Consider the following 19,201-nt stretch of genomic DNA (forward strand, 5'->3'; position numbering starts at 1 on the left):
ATCTGCCCTCATACCAGCAGGAAACCACCAGAAAGACCACCTGCCTAGAGAGCTAACAAAGCCCTACTAGGTCCTGTCCGGTCGATCTTCGTGGACCCGCGACCACCCGTCAGCAACGGTGTCACGCAGCAGATCCCGCAGTCCCCGTGCCGCCGGCAGCGGGGCGGCGGGCAGCGCGATGTGTACGGTCCGGCGCGGAGCCAGGTCACCGAGCCGGCAGAGGACGAGCTCCGCCGGGACCGCCCACGCGGCCAGTGACGGGACCAGCGCGATCCCGAGACCGGCGGCCGCGTAACCGAACTTCCCGGTCCACTCCGCGATCCTGATGAGCTTCTTCGGCCTGAAGCCCGCCCGGGCGCAGGCGTCGAGGAGCAGTGTGGGACCGCCGGCGGGCGCGTCCTGGAGCCAGGCCTCGTCGCGCAGTTCCCACAGGTCGATGGTCCCGGCTCCCGCCAGCGGATGCTCGCGCCGGAGGGCGACGAGCAACTCGTCCTCCAGCAGAAAGGCCGTCGTGACACCGTCGGCCGACGGCAGACCTGACGGGTAGTCGCTGACCACGGCAAGGTCGAGCGCCCCGTCCGCCAGCCGCTGCGTCAACGTGCCGCTCCGGCCCTCGGTCGCGATGACCTCGACCTCCGGCCTGGCCTGCTTGAACGCCCGCAAGGCGGTCGGTACCAACGAGATGTTGGCCGTCGCGAACGCCCCGACGCGCAGCGTCCCGCCCTGACCCGCGTGGATCACGGCGAGTTCCTGCTCCGCCCTCGCCAGGCGCTCCAGCACGTCCACGGCGTGCCGGTGCAGCGCGTGACCGGCGGGGTTCAGCCGTACGCCTCTGGGGAGCCGTTCGAACAGCGGCCCGCCCGCCTGCTGTTCCAGCGAGGCGATCCGCCGGGACACCGCGGACTGCGTGTAATTGAGCCGCGTCGCCGCTCCGGTGAACGACCCGGTTCCGGCCACGGTCACCAGCAGACGCAGTGCGTCGATCTCGAACACATTCCTCCTATGCATGGCTCACATGCAATCTAGTCGCTGGTGGAATGTCTTGTCCCCTCCTAACGTCGATCACCTGGCCGCGGTTCGAGGTCACCCTCGCCACTGCGGCCCGCCATGACATCCCCACGATCAAATCCCTGGAGGAAGCGTGCTGTTGTCGCAGAAGGCCGAGACGGGGCGGGTCCGGTGACCGCGGGAGCCACGATCGCGTTACCGGCGATGCTGGCCGATCTGAAGGAACTCGTGGTCTGTGAGTCCTTCTCGGCCGACCACTCGGCAGTGGCCCGCAGCGCCGAGGTGGTCGGCGCCCAGGGCGCGAGGCTGCTGGGCGCCGTGCCCGAGACGATCGTGATCGACGGTGTGACCCATCTGCGGTGGACCTTCGGCACCCCGCGGGTGCTCCTGGTGGGACACCACGACACGGTGTGGCCCATGGGCTCACTGGAGACCCATCCCTGGTCGGTGGCCGACGGGATCGCCAGGGGCCCCGGTGTCCTGGACATGAAGGCGGGGCTGGTGCAGATGTTCCACGCGTTGGCTTCCCTGCCGTCCCCGGACGGCGTGTGCGTGCTCGTCAACGGGGACGAGGAGGTCGGCTCCCCGACCTCCCGGGAGCTGATCGAGGAGTCCGCGCGCGGCTGCGCGGCCGCCTTCGTACTGGAGGCGTCCGCGAACGCGGAGGGCGCACTCAAGACCGCCCGTAAGGGCACGTCACGGTACGAGGTCGTGGTGCACGGCAAGGCCGCCCATGCCGGTCTCGAACCGGAGAAGGGGGTCAACGCCGCGGTCGAGGCGGCGCATCAGGTCCTGTCCATCGCCGGCCTGGCGGCCTCGATGGACCGCGCCGCTCCCTCCGTCCTGGGAGTCCCGACCATCACGCCCACCCTGCTGTCGGCCGGCAGCACGCTCAACACGGTGCCCGCGCTGGCGCGCGTATCGGTGGACGTGCGCGTTCCGACACTGGCGGCGCAGGACCTGGTAGACGACCTCATACGCGGGCTGACCGCCCGGACGCAGGGAGCGCGGCTGCGGGTACTGGGGGGCAAGAAACGACCGCCCATGGAACCGGCGTCCTCCGCCGAACTGTTCGCCCTCGCCTCCGAGATCGCCTCGGAGCTGGGCCAGGAGCCGCTGCGGGGAATCGCCGTCGGCGGCGCCTCCGACGGCAACTACACCGCGGGCACCGGCTGTCCGACACTGGACGGCATAGGCGCCGTCGGCAGCGGCGCCCACGCGGACACCGAGCATGTCGTGGTCGAGTGGATGGCACCCCGCACGCGTCTGCTCGCTCAACTGATCGCGAGGACACGGCGATGACCTCTCCCCTGCCGCCTGCGGCCGCCGAACTGGCCACCCGTCACCGACTCGGCGCGCTTCAGCGCTCCTTCGTCCCCAAACGCCTGGGCAAACTGCTCGTCGCCCTCCACATCTTTTCGGCCGTCCATCTCTTACTGCTCTTCGTGATTCCCGGCCTGCTGTTCTACTGGTGGCTGCGCCGGACCCCGAACTTCAGCAGGAAGCAGGCCGCGAAGCGGCTCCACCTGTTCGAGAACGGAATGATCGTGCACCCGCAGCTCGGCGACGGCATGGTCGCCATCCGCTGGGATTCCGTAAGGCTCTATCAGGAGATCACCCAGAAGATCATCAACGGTATCCCCGGCCCTGTCACCTACGCCTACTCCGCCGTCGGCCCGGGGCTCACCAACGCCAGGATCACGGAATTCTATGACGGCCCCGAAACCTGGGGCCCTCTGATGCAGGAGGCCGTCGTCCGCGCTCAGGGCCCGGCGGTACTGAAAACGATCCTGGAGGGCCAGGCAATGACCTTCGGTGACTTCACGGTCTCCCGCACCGGCCTGGCCACCACAAGGCACCACCATCTCCCCTGGTCCGGCGTCCAGGAGATCCGCGTCACGGCGGGCAGGGTCCACATCATGAGGGCGGGCGAATCCAGCCCCTGGTCCAGCAAGCCGATCAGCGGTATCGCGAACTTCTATGTCTTCCTGACCATCGCCAGGAACCTCTGCCCGCAATAGGGGACAGAGTGGGCCTGAACCACCGTCGCTATCGCGCCACCTGGAGACCGACCGGACGGGGCCTCGTGAAGCCGGGGCACTGTTGACAGTGCCCCGGCAACCCGCTTCACTCCTACCCGAGCAGGTGGGATATCGGTGCGCCGGAGGCCGGAGACGAAGTCGCGATTTGATGACCAGTATATTAGGCGATACGGACGTGAGGCGTTTCGTCGTCGCTCGCGCATTATCAAGGCTCGGCGACGCGGTCTATCCCATCGGCTTGACAGCCGCCATGCTCAGTGCGGGATACGGAATATCCGAAGTCGGCTTCGTATTGGGCGCCGCCATGGGCCCCGTCGTCTTACTGATGCTGGTCGGTGGCGTTGTTCTGGATCATTTCCATCCCAGAATTCCCATGATCGTCGCGGACCTTGCCCGATGTCTTCTGCAGGGCTGCGTCGCGCTGTTGTTCCTGACCGGCCGGCCTGCCATGTGGCAGATCATCGCCCTGTCCGCGAGTATCGGGGTGGCCCAGGCGTTCTTCCAGCCCGGGGTGGCGGGGCTGCTCCGACAGCTGGCACCGACAAGGCTCCAAGAGGCGAATGCGACCGTCCGCACCACGGAATCGATCGTGGCGCTCGCGGGCCCCGCCCTGGCCGGCCTTCTGATCGCCGTGACCGACGCCTCCATGGTCATAGCCATGGACGCCCTCTCGTACGCCGCGAGCGGCTGGCTGCTCTGGCGCATCCGGAAGGCGCCGGCCACGCGCCCCACCGGTCCGCCACGGGTCTGGCTCGATCTGGCCACCGGCTGGCAAGAGTTCTCCTCGCGGCCGTGGCTGTGGTCCGTCGTCTCGATGTTCACGCTCTTCGGACTCGTGGTGTTCGGCCCCTTCGACGTGCTCAAAGCGGTCCTGCTGATAGACCGGTTCGGCGCGTCGACCTACGGTTTGCTGATCTCGGCTTTCCCCCTCGGCGCCATCGCGGGCGGTTTGCTCGGACTGTGGATCAAACCCGGGAGGCCCTTGCGTACGGGGATAACGGCGCTGGCCGGACTCGCACCGCTGCCGGCGGCCATCGCCCTTGAGGCGCCGCTCGCCGTGCTCGCGCTCGCCATGGTCCTCGGCGGTACCGCGAACGCCTTCTGGGCCGTCACCTGGGCGACCGCCGTACAGTCGCAGTCGCCCCCGCACGCGCTGAGCCGGATCTCCGCCTACGACGTCATCGGCTCAACCGGCCTGATGCCGGTCGGCCGGGCTCTCACCGGGCCCGCCGCCGCCCAGGTCGGCGCGGCGACCGTGCTGCTGAGCTCCTCCGCCTTCCTCGTCCTGGGCTGCGCCGTTCTGCTCCTTGTCCCCTCCGTCGTCCGGATGAGCAGGATCCCGGCCGTCACGAAGAAGCCGCACCCAGCGCCATCGGCCAGTCACGTCCGTGAAGCCTAGGGAGAGTCATGCACCCACAGACACGCCGCACGCTCACCGAGAAGGAATTCGCCGACATCAAGCACACGGTGTCGATCCGTTCGAAGTCCCGGGCCCAGTTGCGCAGCAACGCCTCCTACGCGTCGGACATTCCGCGAGAAGTCAGCCTCCAGCTCACCTACCGGTGCAATCTGCGCTGCACCCACTGCTACCAGTGGAACGAACAGGGATTCTTCCGGGACTGGAGTGTCGAGAAGCAGCGCACGGAGCTGGACACGGCGGTGGTCGCCAACGTCCTGAAGGACACGGCCGAGGTACGGGGGAAGCTCTTCCTCTGGGGCGGCGAGCCCTTGATGCACACTCAATTCGACGAGGTGTCGCGCCTCATCGAGACGTATCCGAGAACCGTCAACATGTGCACCAACGGACTGCTCTTCCAGCGCAGGATGGACGACCTGCTGCGGATGGGACAGAACCTGAACCTCCTGGTCAGCCTGGACGGACTCGGAAAGGATCACGAAGAGCTGCGGGGCCGGGGGACGTTCGACCGGACCGTGCGCAATATCGAGGCCATGCTGGACCTGAAGCGGCGCGGCGAATTCCGTGGTGAGCTCTCGGTCTCCTGCATGGTGTCCCATGTCACCGTGCACCGCATGTACGAGTTCATGGAATGGGCGGAAGAACTGGACGTCAACACCGTCTACTTCCAGTTTCCCTGGTACATCAGCCCTGAAGTGGCGCACGCGATGGACGACGTCTACCGCGAACATTTCGAGTGGCTCGCGCCGGAAACCGGAACCGCGCGGCCCACCTGGCACTCGTACACCTACCAGCTCCCCTCGGAGCTCCTCCCCGTACTGCGTGACTCGATGGCCAGGCTCGCCGGCCGTACCTGGGGGCCTCGCGTCCGGTATCAGCCGCAACTGGACGAGAGCGAGATCGAGTCGTTCATCACCGGCACCTCTCAGCCGGCGCAGAAACGGACACGCTGTCTCGCGGTGACCAATCGCATGGAAGTACATGCGGACGGAAATGTGAGTTCGTGCAAGTTCTTCCCGGAGTTCGTGGTGGGGAATCTCTACGAGACGCCGACGCTCGAACTGTGGCAGAGCGAGAAGTTCCGCCGGGTCCGCTCGATCCTCGCCGATACCGGCATGATGCCCGTGTGCTCGAAGTGCATTCTCCTTTATCTGAACGGAGTGTGACGTGACTGTCCCGGCCGACACCGAGATCAGGGTGAAGAAGGTATTGTCCGAGATTCTGGGGGGCAAGTTCGCGCCGCACGAGATATCAGCGGACGCGGACATGGTGGGCGAGCTCGGTCTCGACTCCCTGCAGGCCATCCAGTTCCTGCTGCGCATCGAGGACGAATTCGACATCGAGCTGGACTACGAGACGCTGAGCCTGGAGCACCTGCGCTCCGTGCGGCAGTTCAGCGCGCAGGTCATCGGGGGGCAGGACGAGCGTCCGTGACCGCCTCCACCGGGGCGGTCCGCTTCGGCACCTTCGACGCCGAACAGCACTGGCGCCCCACCGACCTGGCTGAACTGCCCCGGCTGGCCGCGCGAGGAGCCGACCCCGTCGTCGCGGGGCTGGACGAGATGCTGTTCGGCCTGGCCTCTCCCGACGATCTCCTGATCACGCACAACCCGCTGGACCCGGCCCAGTGGGAAGCCCTCGGCGCGGCGGGTTTCACCTTCCGGCACCTGGCCGCCCACGCCGGGCCGGCGGAGAGCGTCGAAGAGGCCCTCCTGCGCGATACGGCACTTCGACGGTCTGTGGCCGGGCAGGGCGGGCTGAGTCCCTTCGCCGTGCTTCCGGCCACCACGAAGCTGGCGCGGGAGATGCAAGCCTCACACGGCCTGCCGCCGCAGGAGGCGGTCGTACGGGTCAACGGCAAAGCCTGGTCGTCCGCCGTGGCCGACCGCATCGGACTGCCCGGCGCCGGGCAGGTGGTGCGGTCGGCCAAGGAGCTGGAATCCGCTGTCGACGCCGTCATCGGTGAGGCCGGCGCCGGCATCGCCCTGGTGAAGGATTCGTACGGGGTCGCGGGCCGCGGCACGCTCGAAATCGCCACCCCGCGCGCGCTCGCCCGGCTGCTCCGCCACCTGCGCGGACAGGAGGAGCGCGGCGCGCGGATCGAGTTCGTGGTGCAGGACCGCTACGACCGGGACCAGGACTTCTCGGCCCACCTCATGATCAACGAGGACGGCTCCTGGCATCGGCTCGGGCTTCAGCGCATGAGCAACAACGGATACCGGCATGCCGCCTCCCTTCCCGTTCCGCACCGGCTCGAAGTGGAGCTCGCCCGGCGGGAGTACGGTGCGCTGCTCGGCGCCGTCGCCCAGGAGCTGGCCGCCGAGGGCTACTTCGGGCCGGTCGGCATCGATTCGATGACGCTGCGCGACGGAAGCTGGGTGCCTGTCGTCGAGATCAACGCCCGGCAGTCGATCGGCCTGCTCAATCTGGAGCTGGACCGTCGCGCGCGCACCCACGGGCTGCGTTCCCATCTGTGGCAGGACGATGTCTCGGTGGCGCCGGGCACCGGGATCGACACATTGCTCGCGGCGCTGGCAGCGGACGGCCTGCTGTACACGGGCGGTGGCCGGGCCGGAGTCCTTCCCCTGGTGGGCAGCGCGATCCTGGCTCCACGGGGCCGCCTGGTCTGCGCCGTGTTCTGCCCGCCGGAGGACTTCTCCTCCTGGCGGTCGTACACGCGCGACTGTGCCCGGCGGGCCGGAATCGACGCGGGAAGAACCAGCGCGGCGGAAAGCGCGGCGCCATGACCTTCGGTATCGGCCTGATCGGGGCCACCGACATCGCCGTCCGTACGATGCTCCAGCCCAGCGCGGACCACCAGGACATGAGGGTACGAGCCGTCGCCGCGTCCGACACCGGCCGGGCGCAGGCGTTCGCTCTCCGGCACGGTCTCGGCCGTGCCCACCTCCGCTACGCCGATGTCGTCGCCGATCCTGACATCCAGCTGGTCTATGTCTCGCTGCACAACTCGGCGCACGCGGTCTGGGCCGAACGCGCCGCGGCCGCGGGCAAATACGTCGTCGTCGAGAAGCCGCTCTGCCTCAGCTCGGACGACCACACGGCGATCGAGCGAGCCGAGAGCCGCGGCGGCGGACATGTCCTGGAAGCGCTGCCCACGCTGGGCCACCCCTGGCATGCGACGGTGCGGGAGTGGATCGGCTCGGGGCGGTACGGAGAACTGCGCGAGGTCCGCAGTGAGTTCAGCTTCGCCGTACCGCGGCGCGGCGGTTACCGCCTGCGTCGGGACCTGGGTGGCGGCTGCTTCTTCGACGCGGCGAGCTACTGGCTCCAGGCGCTTCAGGACACCGTCGGTCTTGACGGCACGGACGGCGCCGGCCGCTCGGACTTCGACGGTCCCGGTGGGGTGGACAGCACGTTCTCCGCTTCCCTGCGCCTTCCCTCGGGACGCCTCGCGCGGCTGGAGTGCTCCTTCGGCCCTCGGCACGTCGCCGAGCACACGTTCGTCTTCGCCGAGGCGTCCGTACGCATACGTGGTGTACTGCTGCCCGCACGGGGCGCCGTCCCGCTGAATCTCGCCGTGCGTACGTCGGCCGGTCACACCACCGTCACCCGGACTGCGCCGGTCTCGTACTACCACCAGCAATTCGCGCGTATCCGCGGGCTCATGCGGGGAGACAGCGGCCACTGGGGCGCCGAACTCGACGCGTCAGGTCCCCGGATCGCACGCATGGCCGCCATTCATCAGGAAGCACGTCAGCGAGTGGCTCCGACCGGGCCCGAGGAGGAACGTACGTGAACGAGCATCACCAGGAGGACCGCGCCGCCCTGGTCCTCAAAGCCGCAGGCGTGACCGACGCGGAGACAGCACGGTACGAACCACTCGCCGGCGGCACCTACAACACCGTCGTCCGGGTCACGCTCCCGGACGGGCGGCAGTGGGTGGTGAAGATCCCGCCGCCCTCGGACACCCCGGGGCTCAGCTACGAACGCGAACTGCTGCGGGGTGAGGCCGTCTTCTACACCGCCGCGGCCACCGCGGGGGACGTACCGGTTCCCGAGGTCGTCCACAGCGACTTCGACGGGACCACCACGCCGGACCCGTACCTGATCATGACCGGACGGCCCGGATCGCCCTGGCACGAGGCGGCCGAGACCCTGCCGGACGAGGAGCGCCGCAGGCTCAGGGAGCGTCTGGGACACCTGGTGGCCACACTCCACACCGTGACAGGACCCGGTTTCGGATATCCCGCGGAGCCCCTGGGCCCACTGGCGGCGACCTGGCGGCAGGCGTTCACCGCGATGACCGACGCGGTACTGGGCGACGCGGAGCGCTATCAGGCGTGGCTGCCCGTGCCCCTGGCCCGGATCAGAGAACTGTTCGCCGCGGCTTCGGACGTACTCGACGAGGTCAGCAGGCCGGCCCTGGTCCACTTCGACCTGTGGCAGGGAAACCTGCTGCTCGACGGCGAGGCGGGGACACGGACCCTCAGTGGGATCATCGACGGCGAGCGGATGTTCTGGGGCGACCCCGTCGCCGACTTCGTCTCCCTGGCCCTCTTCGCGAACATCGAGGAGGACGCGGACTTCCTGGCCGGATACGCCGCGGGCGGCGGCTCCACGGTCTTTGACGCGTCGGTGCGCCGACGCCTGGCGCTGTACCGCGGCTACCTCTATCTGATCATGCTGGTGGAGGTCGTTCCCCGCGACCGTCCGGCCGAGGAACGGCTCTGGGCACGCCGGACCGTGGGACCTCAGCTCGTCGCCGCGTTGCGGGAGCTGGAGTCCGCCGCCGGGGAGCGCGGATGATCGCGATCCTCACCTCCGGGGTGGCTCTCGGCGTACACGTCCCGGGGCTGCTGCTGGCGTCGCGGCTGCGCGAGCAGGGCGCCGAGGTGATGGTGAACGTACTGGAGCGCCTCCTGCCCGAGGACCGGCGCGACGCGGTGGCCGCCTCCCGGACCCTCTTCCACCGCGACTTCCGTACGGCGCGAGCCGGCCAGCGCCTCGCCTCCGACCCGGCGCGGTCGGTCCCGGCCGGCGCGCTCGCCGAACTGGAGCAGCGCTGGACGGACCAGAACGTGCGTACCCTCGTCGTCTTCTCCGGATTCTGGCTGAGCATCGCTGACGACTTCGCGCGCCGCTCGGCGCGGCCGCCCCGGGTGGTGATCTGCCATGTCGACTCGGCTGTCTCCCCGTCCTTCCGCCGGGCAGGGCCGCTGCCCCCGGGTACCGAGCAGATCTGGCTGGCCTCCGCGGCGGACCAGGCGCTGCCGTGGACGGTGCCGGTCGACCCGCGGCCGCCCGTGCCCTGGGCCGAACGCGACGAGCGCCTGCTGGTGCACGGCGGCGGCTGGGGCATGGGAACGTACCGCGACCGCGCCGTAACCCTGGAAAGCGCGGGACACGCGCTCGACCTCGTCGTCCACGAGGCGGCCGAAGCCCAGGGGGGTGGCCCTCGGTCTCGTTACTTCATGATCGACCCGGCATGGCATCCCTGGCTCGACGACGGCTATCCGCCGCTCGGCCGGATCCTGCCCGGTCAGGACATGTCGACGGTCCGGTACAGCCGCGGTACGACGCACCACACCTCTTACGATCTCGCGCGTCACGCACGCGCCATGGTCAGCAAGCCGGGCGGCGGCACCCTGCTGGACTCTCTCTGGTCGGCCACCCCGCTCGTCCTGTTGGAACCCTCCGGCGAACACGAGGCGCGCAACGCCGAGTTGTGGACGGGACTCGGGTTCGCGGTGCGCTACGAGGACTGGCGTGCCGAGAAGTTCGGGCCCGGGCTGCTGGAACCACTGCACCGCGCCCTGCTCGGCGCGGCCGCCCGTCCCCGCGATCTCGCCGCGGCACTCGCTCACACTCCCGAAGGAGCATTGTGTTCCGGATGAAGCTGTTCCCGGCGGACCGCTCCGGGCCGCGACTCGCCTCGTTCACGCAGGAAGAGCGCCTCACCCACGGCCGCGACATCCACCTCATGAACAATGTCCTGGTCTTCGGCTGCCAGGTCGAAGGAGACCTCGAACCCGGCCGGTTGCGGGACGCGCTGATCGGATTGCGGCGACGTCACGAGGCGTTGCGATGGGTCTTTCCCAAGACCGGCACCGGCGCGTACCCGGTGGATCTGCGCGCCGTGGACGAGGTGGACTTCCAGGAGTTCTCCACCGAGACGGATGACGCCGACGAAGCCATGGACACCGCGAAACAGCTGATCGCGGATGCCGCGGCTGTGCCCTTCGATCTCTCGCAGGGCCCGCTGATACGCGTGTTGTGTATCCGTACCGCCCCGGCCCGCCATCTGGTGGGCTTTGTCATCGACCATGTCATCGCCGACGGCGCGTCGTGCCAGATCCTGGCCGACGACCTCTTCACGCTGTACGCGGCAGGCAGCGCGCCGGCCCACGCCGAGCTGCCGCCCCTGCCTTTCCAGTTCAGTGACTTCGCCTTCTCCGAGCGTCAGTTCCTGCGGGGAGACGAACTCGACAGGCTGATGAAGTACTGGCGTCGCAAGCTGGCCGGTGTGGGCACCGTCCCGGCGTCGCTGCTGACCGACCCCGACGGGCCGCCGGGTGGTCAACCACGGCTCCGGGTGGGGAGATTCACCCTGGAGCGACCGCTGTACGCCGAGTTCGCCCGCTCCGCCAGGCAGCACCGCGTGACTCCGTCAGCCGTCTTCGCGGCGGCGTTGAAGATCACGATGCGCCACTGGCGCCGCCGGCTCGGTGTGGCCGAGGACATCGCCTCGGACGTGGCGATCATGGGATCGCTCGCGAACCGCAACCATCAGGAACTGGAGCGCGCGGTCGGTTACTTCGCGACGCCCTGCGTCCTGAGGACCGACCTGTCGGGCGCACCCACACTCGCGGAGGCCGCGCAGCGGGAGAGCCGTACCATTTTCGGCGCTCTGCGGCACCAGGAACTGCCGCACGCTCTCATGACCCGGGAGATCGACGCGGCGCACTACGGCATACGGCACCGCTCCGCGCTGGGGCAGGGACCGAGATATGTGAACTTCGACGTGTCAGGAGCGGGGGCGGCCTGGCGACTCGACACCGCACAGCTGCGCATCAGGACCACACGCATCCCCCGCAACGAGGTGCCCCGCGGCGGGATCCGGATGCTCGTCCGGGACGCGGGCGACACGGCTCTCGTGGAGCTCAGGACGGATACCCGGGAGTACAGCGAGGGCTGGGCCGAACGCTTCCTCCAGGACTACGTGGACGTCCTGCGCCAGTTCGCCGCGGATCCCGGCGTATCTCTGGAGCAGGTGCCGCACTGACGGGGGGCGTACGTCCCGGGAGACCGACGGGCTACGGCTCGGGGTCACCGGTCACGACACCGATGGCTTCGATCTCCACGAGCATGTCCGGGCCCTTGAGCCGGCTGACGAGGACAAGACTTCGGGCCGGGCGCGGCTCGGGCAGGTGTTCCTGGTAGACCCGGTTGAGCGGCGCCGGGTCGGCGCCCTCCCGCAGGAAGATCGTCAGCTTCACCGCGTCCCGCAGCGACGAGCCGCCGGCCCGGAGGATCGCGTCCAGATTGCGCAGCGCCCAGTCGGTCTGCTCGGCGAGGTCACCCATCACCCCCGTCTCGCGGTTGCGCCCGGCCTGGCCGGCGGTGAAGACGAGTCCCGCGGCGCGGACCGCCTGGTTGAAGGGACCGGTGGGGGTGGGTGCCTCCGGTGTGGAGACCGGGGTCCGTCTGCTCATCGGGCTCGTACCTCCCCGAGCGAGTCGGCGACTCTGCGCCAGTGGTGGCAGGCGACCAGGTGCCCTTCGGAGTGACCGCCCTCGATCGGTGCCAGCTGCGGTTCCTCGGTTCTGCACCGCTGGTCGGCGAAGGGGCAGCGGGTGCTGTAGCGGCAGCCGCTCGGGATGTCGGTCAGGCTCGGCACCTCGCCGGGCGCCAGCCTGCGCGCCGTTTCCAGCCGCTGTCTCGCGGCTTCCTGCGGCGGCAGGACGGACGCGATCAGCGCCTTGGTGTACGGGTGGACCGGGTTGGCGAACAGATTGTGGGCGGGCGCCACTTCGACCAGCTTGCCCAGATACATGACCGCCACCCGATGGCTGAGGTGGCGGACGACCGCGAGGTTGTGGGCGATGAACAGATAGGCGATCCCGTGGTTCTCCTGGAGGCTCTGGAGCAGGTTGATGACCTGTGCCTGTACGGAGACGTCGAGCGCGGACACCGGTTCGTCGAGGACCACCAGACGCGGCTTGCTGGCCAGGGCGCGCGCCAGCGCGATCCGCTGCTGCTGCCCGCCGGAGAGCTGGGCGGGACGGCGTGCGGCGAGCGCCGGGTCCAAACCCACTTCTCCCAGCAGTTCCACGGCCACCGCGCGGCGTTCCCGCCGGTCGGCCAGCCCGTGCAGCTTCAGCGACTCGGTGATCAGCTCACCGAGCCGCATCTTCGGGTCGAGCGAGGCGCGCGGGTCCTGGAAGACGACCTGGAGGCGCCGCCGCAGCCGACGCAAATCGACCGCGTCGATTCCGCCGAGGTCCTGGCCCTCGAAGACGACGCGGCCTTCGGCGGCCGGCTGGAGCCGCAGCACGGCCCGCGCCAGCGTGGACTTCCCGCAGCCGCTCTCACCGACCAGCCCGACCGTCTCGCCGGGCCAGATCTTCAGCGAGACTCCGTCCACCGCCGTGATCTCCGTGTCCGACGGGCCGGCATAGCGGACCGTCAGGTTCTCCAGGGTCAGGACGGGTGCGTTCGCCGGCTGGGCGGACGGCGCCGCCACGTCCGGTTCCCGGATCGTACTCACGAGGGTTCTCCTCCTTCGGCCGCCGAGGCCAGGGCGAAGTCGGCGACCTCGTCCTCGTCCCGCCAGCACGCGGCGCCATGGGTGTTTTCGGTGGTCGCGGCCGACCACGGCGGATCCTGGGTTCCGCAGTGGCCGAGGGCCAGTTCGCAGCGGGGTGCGAAGCGGCAGCCGCTCCGCTCGTCGATCACGGTGAGCGCGCGGTCGGGGATCGGACGCAGTCTGCGGTGCTGGTTGACCTCGAACCGCGGTGCGAGCCGCAGCAGACTCGCGGTGTACGGATGCCGGGGGCTCCGGAGCACCCGGCCCACCGGACCGCTCTCGACGATCTGTCCCGCGTACATCACCTGCACCCGGTCGCAGGTGGCGGCGACCACGCCGAAGTCGTGCGAGATGATCATCATGGCGATGCCCAGTTCGCGCCGGAGATCTCCCAGCAGGACGAGGATCTGGGCCTGCACCGTCGGGTCCAGCGCGGTGGTGGCCTCGTCGGCGATGAGCAGCTTCGGCTCGCACGCCACGGCCGCGGCGATCAGGATGCGCTGCCGCATCCCGCCGCTGAACTCGTCCGGATAGTCGTCCAGCCGGCCCGCCGCATTCGGGATGCCGACCAGTTCGAGCAGTTCCACGGCGCGGCGGCGCGCGGAGCTCCGGTCGAGTCCGAGGTGCACCCGTAGGGTCTCCGCCAGTTGGGCGCCGACCTTCATGGCCGGGTTGAGCGCCGTCAGCGGGTCCTGGAAGACATACCCGATCTGACTGCCGCGGATCCGGCGGAGCGCCGCCTCCCGCATCGTCAGCAGATCGGTTCCGTCGAGCCGTGCCTCGCCGCTGACCCGCACCCGGCTCAGGACCGGGTGCAGGCTCAGCAAGGCGGAGGCGGTGACGGACTTGCCGCTGCCGCTCTCCCCGACCACGCCCAGCGCCTCCCCCCGGTCGAGCCGGAACGAGACTCCGTCGACCGCCCGCAGCGGGCCGCTCGGTGTCGAGAACACGACCGTGAGGTCCTTCACCTCCAGCAGGGGGATTCCGACCGTCATGCCTGCGACCTCCGTTCGAATGTCCGGGACAGCATGTTCACGGCGAACACGCCGCACGCCAGGAAGACGCCCGGCATGATCGTGAGCCACCAGGCCACCGCGAGGAAGTCGCGTCCGGAGGCGATGAGGAGTCCCCAGGTGAGGTCCGGGTCCTGGATCCCGGCGCCGAGGAAGCTCAGCCCCGCTTCCGCGAGCACGACCTGTCCGATCTCGATGACGAACAGGACCGCGAGCCGTGGCGCGAGGTTGGGCAGGATGTGCCCGAGCAGGACCTGCCGGTTGCCGGCGCCGAGCGCGACGGCTCCGATGACGAACGGCGCCGCGCGCAACTGCTGGGTCTCGACCCGTACGACACGGGCGATGGTCGGCCAGACGAAGGTGGGCAGGAGTACGACCAGATTGGTCACCGACGGGCCGGTGACCGTCATCAGCATGATCACGAACAGGAACATCGGCAGGGCGGTCTGCATCTCCGTCAGGCGCATGCCCACCCGGTCGATCCAGCCTCCGAAGTAGCCGGCGCACATCCCGACCGTGACCCCCACGACCAGGCCGATCACCGACGCGCTCAGCGCGATGAACACCGTCAGCCTGGCCGCCACGATGATCCGGGACAGCAGATCGCGGCCGAGTTCGTCCGTACCGAGCACATGGAGTCCTGTCGCGGTACGCGACAGCGGTGGCAGCAGCCGGTCGGTCGGTGCCTGGGCCAGCAGTTCCTGGGAGGCGAACCGGTCCCCCGCGACGGCCACGACGAGCAGCGCGAGAAGGAGGGCGCCCCAGATCCACCACAGCCTGGACCGGATACCGGCCACGAGTTCGGGCCATCGGACGGCGGCGGCGCGCAGCGCCGGGGCGCTCATGTCGCCTGCGACCGTCGGTCGAACAGATGCGTCGCCACATCGACGACCAGATTGATCAGGATCACCAGAGATGCGGTGACCAGCACGGCAGCCTCCACTATCGGAAAGTCGTGTCTGGACGCCGAGGTCGTCATCAACGGTCCGACCCCGGGCCAGCCGAATACGAGTTCGATCGGGTACAGCGAGCCGCCGAGCATCCGGGCGGACTCCCAGCCGACCGTCGTGAGCACCGTGGTACCGGCGTTGCGCACGACGTGCCCGCCCACCAGGCGCCATCGCGGCAGGCCGCGGCTCCGCGCGGCCTGCACATAGGGTTTCGTCATCTCGCCGAGGACCGCGGAGCGGGTCACCTGGCAGATGCGCCCGCCATGGATGAAGGCCAGTGTGGCGATCGGCAGGACGAGGCCACGCCAGTCGTACCAGCCCGACGTGGGCACGAGTTCGAGTTGCACCGCGAAGACGATGATCAGCAGCAGACCGACCCAGAAGTTCGCGACCGACAGCGACACCACCGAGCACACGTTGATGATTCTGTCGGCGAGCGATCCGGGGTTCGCGCCGGCCAGCACCCCGGTCAGCACCCCGACCACCCCCGCGGCCAGGGTGCCGGCCGCCGCCAGGAGGACCGTGTTCGGCAGCACCTCCATGACGGCGTCCATCGCGGGCCGCTGCTGCCAGATGGACGTACCGGTGTCCAGTCGTACGACGTCGCGCAGGAAATCCGCGAACTGCACCCAGAACGGTTCGTCGAGTCCGAGTGAGTGCCGGAGCTGGGCCAGTTGGGCGTCGGTGGCGTCCGGTGGCGCGTATGCCGAGGCCGGGTCTCCGACGAAGTGCCCGATGAGGAAGATCGCCACCAGGACGAAGGCGAGGACGACGACGGCGTCGCGCAACCGACGCAGCACGATCCAGGCGAGTGCGGTTCGCCGTGACCCCCTGCCCTTGCGGGCGGGCGCGGCACCGCTGCGGCGCGCGACGGTCGTCAGCGTCATCTCCGGATCACCCTCACTCGCTCGTGAAGCTCATCGTCGACACGAAGTAGGTGTCGTCGGGACGGGGCGTCCACACCAGTCGGCTGCTTGTGCCGTAGATGTAGTTCTGCTGAAGCAGATAGATGGAGTAGGGGTCGTCGTGCAGTTCCTGCCACGCCTCGGCGTAGATGGACTGCCGCTCGGTCTGGTCGAAGGTCGTCAGCCCCTTTGCCATGAGCTTGTCGACGTCCTTGTTGCAGTACTTGCTGGAATCGCCGTCGCAGGTGATGTGCGCCTCGATCCGGGCCGCGTCGAACCATTCGTTCGAGTTCCAGCCGTACTTGATGTCGAAGGCGCCCTTCTTGGTGCCCTTGACCCGCCCGGCGGCGCGGTACTCGTTCCACTCGTGTTTGACGACCTCGGCCCTGATGCCGACGTCCTTGAGCTCGTCGGCGATGAGTTCGACCGTCTCCTCGCCCTTGCTGTACCGCCCGATCGGGACATTGAGCTGAATGTCGAATCCGTCGGGGTAGCCGGCCTCGGCGAGCAGTTTCTTTGCCTGCTCGGGGTCATAGGGGAAGGCGGAGACCGCGGAGTTGAACCCGATCATGCCCTCCCCGAGGTTCTGTGCGGCGTTAGGGGTCGCGTGTCCCTGATAGCTCGTTTTCGCGATGAGTTCCTTGTCGACCGCCAGGTTCATCGCGACCCTGACCCGCGGGTCGGACAGCTCCTTCTTGTAGGTGTTGAAGGCCGCGTAGCTGAAGTCGGAGGCTTTGATCTCCTTCACCTGCGGTGCGAGCTGGGCCTGTTCCGGCAGGAGGTCGAAGACGAGGTCGACCTCGCCGGCCTGGAGCGCGGACAGCGCGGTCTGCGAGTCGGCGATCACCCGGACGGTGAATCGCTCGATCGACGGGTCGCTGCCCCAGTACCCGTCGTAGCGAGTGAGCTGGATGTCCTGTCCGTGGTCCCATTTACTGAACCGGTAGGGCCCGGTGCCCACCACGACGCTCTGGCCGAAGCCCTTGGCCGACGCGGACTTCTCCGAGACCATCGGGATACTGGTCAACTCGGCCGGCAGAATGGGGTTCTTGCCGTCGGTCTTGATGTCGACCGTCAGCTCGTCCACCTTGAGGGCGCCGGCGATTCCCTCGATGTACGAGGTGCGCTGTGTTTCGTAGTCGGGGTCGATGATCCGTTCGATGCTGTAGACGACCGAATCGGCGTCGAACGGAGAGCCGTCCTGGAAGGTCACACCACTGCGGAGGGTGAGCCGCCAGGTGGTGTCGTCGACCCGCTCGTAAGCCGTCGCCAGCTTGGGCTGGATCGCGGCCTTCACATCCCGTACGAGCAAGGTCTCGAATACGTTGTCGGTGACGATCCGCGTGCTGCGGTCATTGCTGAGCTGGGGGTCGAGCGTGGACGGTTCCGTGGATACTGCCGCGACCAGCGCGCCGGGGCCCTTGTCCGCCTTGGACGGCGAACCGCCGCACGCGGTAAGGCCGGACATTACGATCGCGCCGGAGCCTATGAAGCCGATCAGCTGTCTTGCTCGGAGTGAACCCATCTCCTGGGGTCCTTTCTTGGTCCACCGCCTGGCGCGGTGAATAAGGGAGGTCGCATACCTCCTATGCGGAGTCCCCCGAGGCGAGCGCCTCGACCGTGAGGCGTGCCACCATGTCGTCCTCGTCAGGGGTCCCGCCCCCGACCCCGATCGCTCCGACGATCCTGCCGTCGACCGCGATGGGGTAGCCGCCCGGATTCAAGGTCACTCCTCCGGGCAGCACATCATTCAGGCTGGACGCGAACAGCGGCCGGTCGCGCCAGTTCTCCAGTAGGACCGCCGTCGGCTTTCCGAACGCGGCGGCCAGTCGGGCCTTTCCCATCGCCATGTACGGGCCGTGCCACTTCTCGCTGCCACGGGCGACGAGGACCGGGTGTCCGGCCGCGTCGTGCACGGCGACGGTGACGCGCAGCCCCCGCTCGGCGCCCAACTCCCGCGCCTTCATGACGTAGCGGAGCGCCCACTCGAAATCCATCGGAGCGCGGTCCGCTCCCCTGCGGTTCATGGCGTCCATCCGTACCCTCCAAGGCCGGACTGTTTGACCGTTTGTCTGACCAAGTTGGCCCTCAGCATCACCACCCATGGCATCCGCGTCAAGCGATGCGACGCGAAAAAACATGACGGAAACATGCGGTATCACAGGGCAGAAGTCGGCCCCGGCGACCGGTTCCGGCCGACTCGGTCTTGACGAGCGCCGCTGGAGCTCTATCTTATTGTCTGACAGTAAGCGACAACGAGTCGGCCCGAGCCCGGATGAACGGGGCAGCCGGGCCACGGAGGTTCACACGCTCATGACCGGCGACCAGACTTCACAGGACCAGTCCCCCACGCTCCCGAGCGGCGCCATCCGGCGCAGCACGCTCGCCGGGACGGTGCTGACCAGGCTGCGCGAGCAGATCCTGTCCGGGCGTCTCGCGTCCGGTACGGCGCTGCCCACGGAACGGGAGATCGGCGAGGCCTTCGGCGTCGGACGCACCACGGTCCGGGAGGCGTTGCGTGGGCTGGAGGTCGCTGGTTTCGTCCATCGCCGGGCGAAGAAGCTGATCGTCAACGACGCGCAGCAGGTACCCGAGAACGAGGTCGACTACGGCGCCTTCGCGGTGCGCGCGTCGATCCAGGAGGTCTTCGCCACGCGCAGACTCCTCGAAGTCGAGGGCGCCAGGCTCGCGGCCACGCACCACACCGCCGAGGACCTCGCCGTACTGCACGACATCGTCTCGGCCATGGAGCCGGGAGATCCGGAGACCTACCAGACGCTGAGCATGGAGTTCCACACCCATGTCATTGTCGCCGGCGGCAATCCGGTGCTCGCGCAGGTCTACCACTCCGCGCGCCATCTGCTGTTCAAACGGCCCGCCTTCTGGCGGGTGTTCGGCCGGCCCGGCCAGCAGCCCATCGGGCGCGGCCCGCTCGGGCACGAGGAAATCCTGCGGGCCATCGCGTCCGGGGACGGCGAGGAAGCCGCCCGCATCACCCTCGAACACCTCAACTTCACCGCACACGCGCTCATGGAACGGGTCCGTACCTCGGACTCGGCCGTAGCGAGCGTCCGTCCCGCACCTTGATAGGGAGTGCTC

The 19,201-nt window shown here is 68.7% G+C and carries 19 protein-coding genes; 11 read left to right on the forward strand and 8 right to left on the reverse strand.

Features of this window, described 5'->3' with window-relative positions:
- Positions 1 to 66 precede the first annotated feature (66 nt).
- The gene (locus tag ACZ6MZ_RS23615; protein ID WP_469354390.1) at positions 67 to 993 is read right to left on the reverse strand and encodes a LysR family transcriptional regulator; all 927 of its coding nucleotides are present in this window, start codon (positions 991 to 993) and stop codon (positions 67 to 69) included.
- A 219-nt stretch (positions 994 to 1,212) separates the two neighbouring features.
- Here ACZ6MZ_RS23615 and ACZ6MZ_RS23620 point away from each other — a divergent pair, with 219 nt between their 5' ends.
- From ACZ6MZ_RS23620 to ACZ6MZ_RS23665, 10 genes are all read left to right on the forward strand, one after another.
- The gene (locus ACZ6MZ_RS23620; protein WP_389791173.1) at positions 1,213 to 2,310 is read left to right on the forward strand and encodes a M20 family metallopeptidase; all 1,098 of its coding nucleotides are present in this window, start codon (positions 1,213 to 1,215) and stop codon (positions 2,308 to 2,310) included.
- Positions 2,307 to 3,029: a DUF6585 family protein gene (locus ACZ6MZ_RS23625; protein ID WP_389791169.1), complete on the forward strand. Its 723-nt coding sequence runs from the start codon at positions 2,307 to 2,309 to the stop codon at positions 3,027 to 3,029. The genes ACZ6MZ_RS23620 and ACZ6MZ_RS23625 overlap by 4 nt, the downstream gene beginning before the upstream one ends.
- Positions 3,030 to 3,198: 169 nt before the next feature.
- On the forward strand, positions 3,199 to 4,449 hold the full coding sequence (locus ACZ6MZ_RS23630; RefSeq protein WP_389791167.1) for an MFS transporter: 1,251 nt from the start codon (positions 3,199 to 3,201) through the stop codon (positions 4,447 to 4,449).
- An 8-nt stretch (positions 4,450 to 4,457) separates the two neighbouring features.
- Entirely contained in the window at positions 4,458 to 5,633 is a 1,176-nt protein-coding gene (locus ACZ6MZ_RS23635) for a radical SAM protein (RefSeq protein ID WP_389672557.1), read from the forward strand.
- A gap of 1 nt (position 5,634) precedes the next feature.
- A complete protein-coding gene (locus tag ACZ6MZ_RS23640) occupies positions 5,635 to 5,901 on the forward strand; it encodes an acyl carrier protein (protein WP_384182491.1) in 267 nt (88 codons plus the stop codon).
- On the forward strand, positions 5,898 to 7,214 hold the full coding sequence (locus ACZ6MZ_RS23645; protein WP_469354099.1) for an ATP-grasp domain-containing protein: 1,317 nt from the start codon (positions 5,898 to 5,900) through the stop codon (positions 7,212 to 7,214). The genes ACZ6MZ_RS23640 and ACZ6MZ_RS23645 overlap by 4 nt, the downstream gene beginning before the upstream one ends.
- A complete protein-coding gene (locus ACZ6MZ_RS23650) occupies positions 7,211 to 8,224 on the forward strand; it encodes a Gfo/Idh/MocA family protein (protein WP_469354101.1) in 1,014 nt (337 codons plus the stop codon). The genes ACZ6MZ_RS23645 and ACZ6MZ_RS23650 overlap by 4 nt, the downstream gene beginning before the upstream one ends.
- Entirely contained in the window at positions 8,221 to 9,234 is a 1,014-nt protein-coding gene (locus ACZ6MZ_RS23655) for a phosphotransferase family protein (protein ID WP_469354103.1), read from the forward strand. Before ACZ6MZ_RS23650 ends, ACZ6MZ_RS23655 begins: the two co-directional genes overlap by 4 nt.
- On the forward strand, positions 9,231 to 10,322 hold the full coding sequence (locus ACZ6MZ_RS23660; protein ID WP_469354105.1) for a glycosyltransferase family protein: 1,092 nt from the start codon (positions 9,231 to 9,233) through the stop codon (positions 10,320 to 10,322). The genes ACZ6MZ_RS23655 and ACZ6MZ_RS23660 overlap by 4 nt, the downstream gene beginning before the upstream one ends.
- A complete protein-coding gene (locus ACZ6MZ_RS23665) occupies positions 10,319 to 11,710 on the forward strand; it encodes a condensation domain-containing protein (RefSeq protein ID WP_469354107.1) in 1,392 nt (463 codons plus the stop codon). The genes ACZ6MZ_RS23660 and ACZ6MZ_RS23665 overlap by 4 nt, the downstream gene beginning before the upstream one ends.
- Before the next feature lie 31 nt (positions 11,711 to 11,741).
- Here ACZ6MZ_RS23665 and ACZ6MZ_RS23670 read toward each other — a convergent pair whose 3' ends face one another.
- From ACZ6MZ_RS23670 to ACZ6MZ_RS23700, 7 genes are all read right to left on the reverse strand, one after another.
- Complete coding sequence (locus tag ACZ6MZ_RS23670) at positions 11,742 to 12,140, reverse strand: RidA family protein (RefSeq protein ID WP_469354109.1); 399 nt, start codon at positions 12,138 to 12,140, stop codon at positions 11,742 to 11,744.
- Positions 12,137 to 13,195, reverse strand: coding sequence for an ABC transporter ATP-binding protein (locus tag ACZ6MZ_RS23675; protein WP_469354111.1), 1,059 nt, complete (start codon positions 13,193 to 13,195; stop codon positions 12,137 to 12,139). Before ACZ6MZ_RS23675 ends, ACZ6MZ_RS23670 begins: the two co-directional genes overlap by 4 nt.
- Positions 13,192 to 14,229 carry an ABC transporter ATP-binding protein gene (locus tag ACZ6MZ_RS23680; protein ID WP_469354113.1) on the reverse strand — a complete coding sequence of 346 codons (1,038 nt, stop codon included), beginning with the start codon at positions 14,227 to 14,229 and terminating at the stop codon, positions 13,192 to 13,194. The genes ACZ6MZ_RS23675 and ACZ6MZ_RS23680 overlap by 4 nt, the downstream gene beginning before the upstream one ends.
- On the reverse strand, positions 14,226 to 15,092 hold the full coding sequence (locus ACZ6MZ_RS23685; protein WP_469354115.1) for an ABC transporter permease: 867 nt from the start codon (positions 15,090 to 15,092) through the stop codon (positions 14,226 to 14,228). Before ACZ6MZ_RS23685 ends, ACZ6MZ_RS23680 begins: the two co-directional genes overlap by 4 nt.
- Positions 15,089 to 16,084, reverse strand: a complete 996-nt coding sequence (locus ACZ6MZ_RS23690) for an ABC transporter permease (protein WP_389791148.1) — start codon at positions 16,082 to 16,084, stop codon at positions 15,089 to 15,091. Before ACZ6MZ_RS23690 ends, ACZ6MZ_RS23685 begins: the two co-directional genes overlap by 4 nt.
- Before the next feature lie 13 nt (positions 16,085 to 16,097).
- Entirely contained in the window at positions 16,098 to 17,570 is a 1,473-nt protein-coding gene (locus tag ACZ6MZ_RS23695; RefSeq protein WP_469354117.1) for an ABC transporter substrate-binding protein, read from the reverse strand.
- A gap of 118 nt (positions 17,571 to 17,688) precedes the next feature.
- On the reverse strand, positions 17,689 to 18,129 hold the full coding sequence (locus ACZ6MZ_RS23700) for a GlcG/HbpS family heme-binding protein (RefSeq protein WP_389791144.1): 441 nt from the start codon (positions 18,127 to 18,129) through the stop codon (positions 17,689 to 17,691).
- 286 nt (positions 18,130 to 18,415) lie between these two features.
- On the opposite strand from ACZ6MZ_RS23700, the gene ACZ6MZ_RS23705 reads away from it, so the two are divergent.
- Positions 18,416 to 19,189, forward strand: coding sequence for a FadR/GntR family transcriptional regulator (locus tag ACZ6MZ_RS23705; protein ID WP_384182525.1), 774 nt, complete (start codon positions 18,416 to 18,418; stop codon positions 19,187 to 19,189).
- Positions 19,190 to 19,201 lie beyond the last annotated feature (12 nt).

The sequence above is a fragment of the Streptomyces sp. NPDC042201 genome (assembly GCF_055582185.1).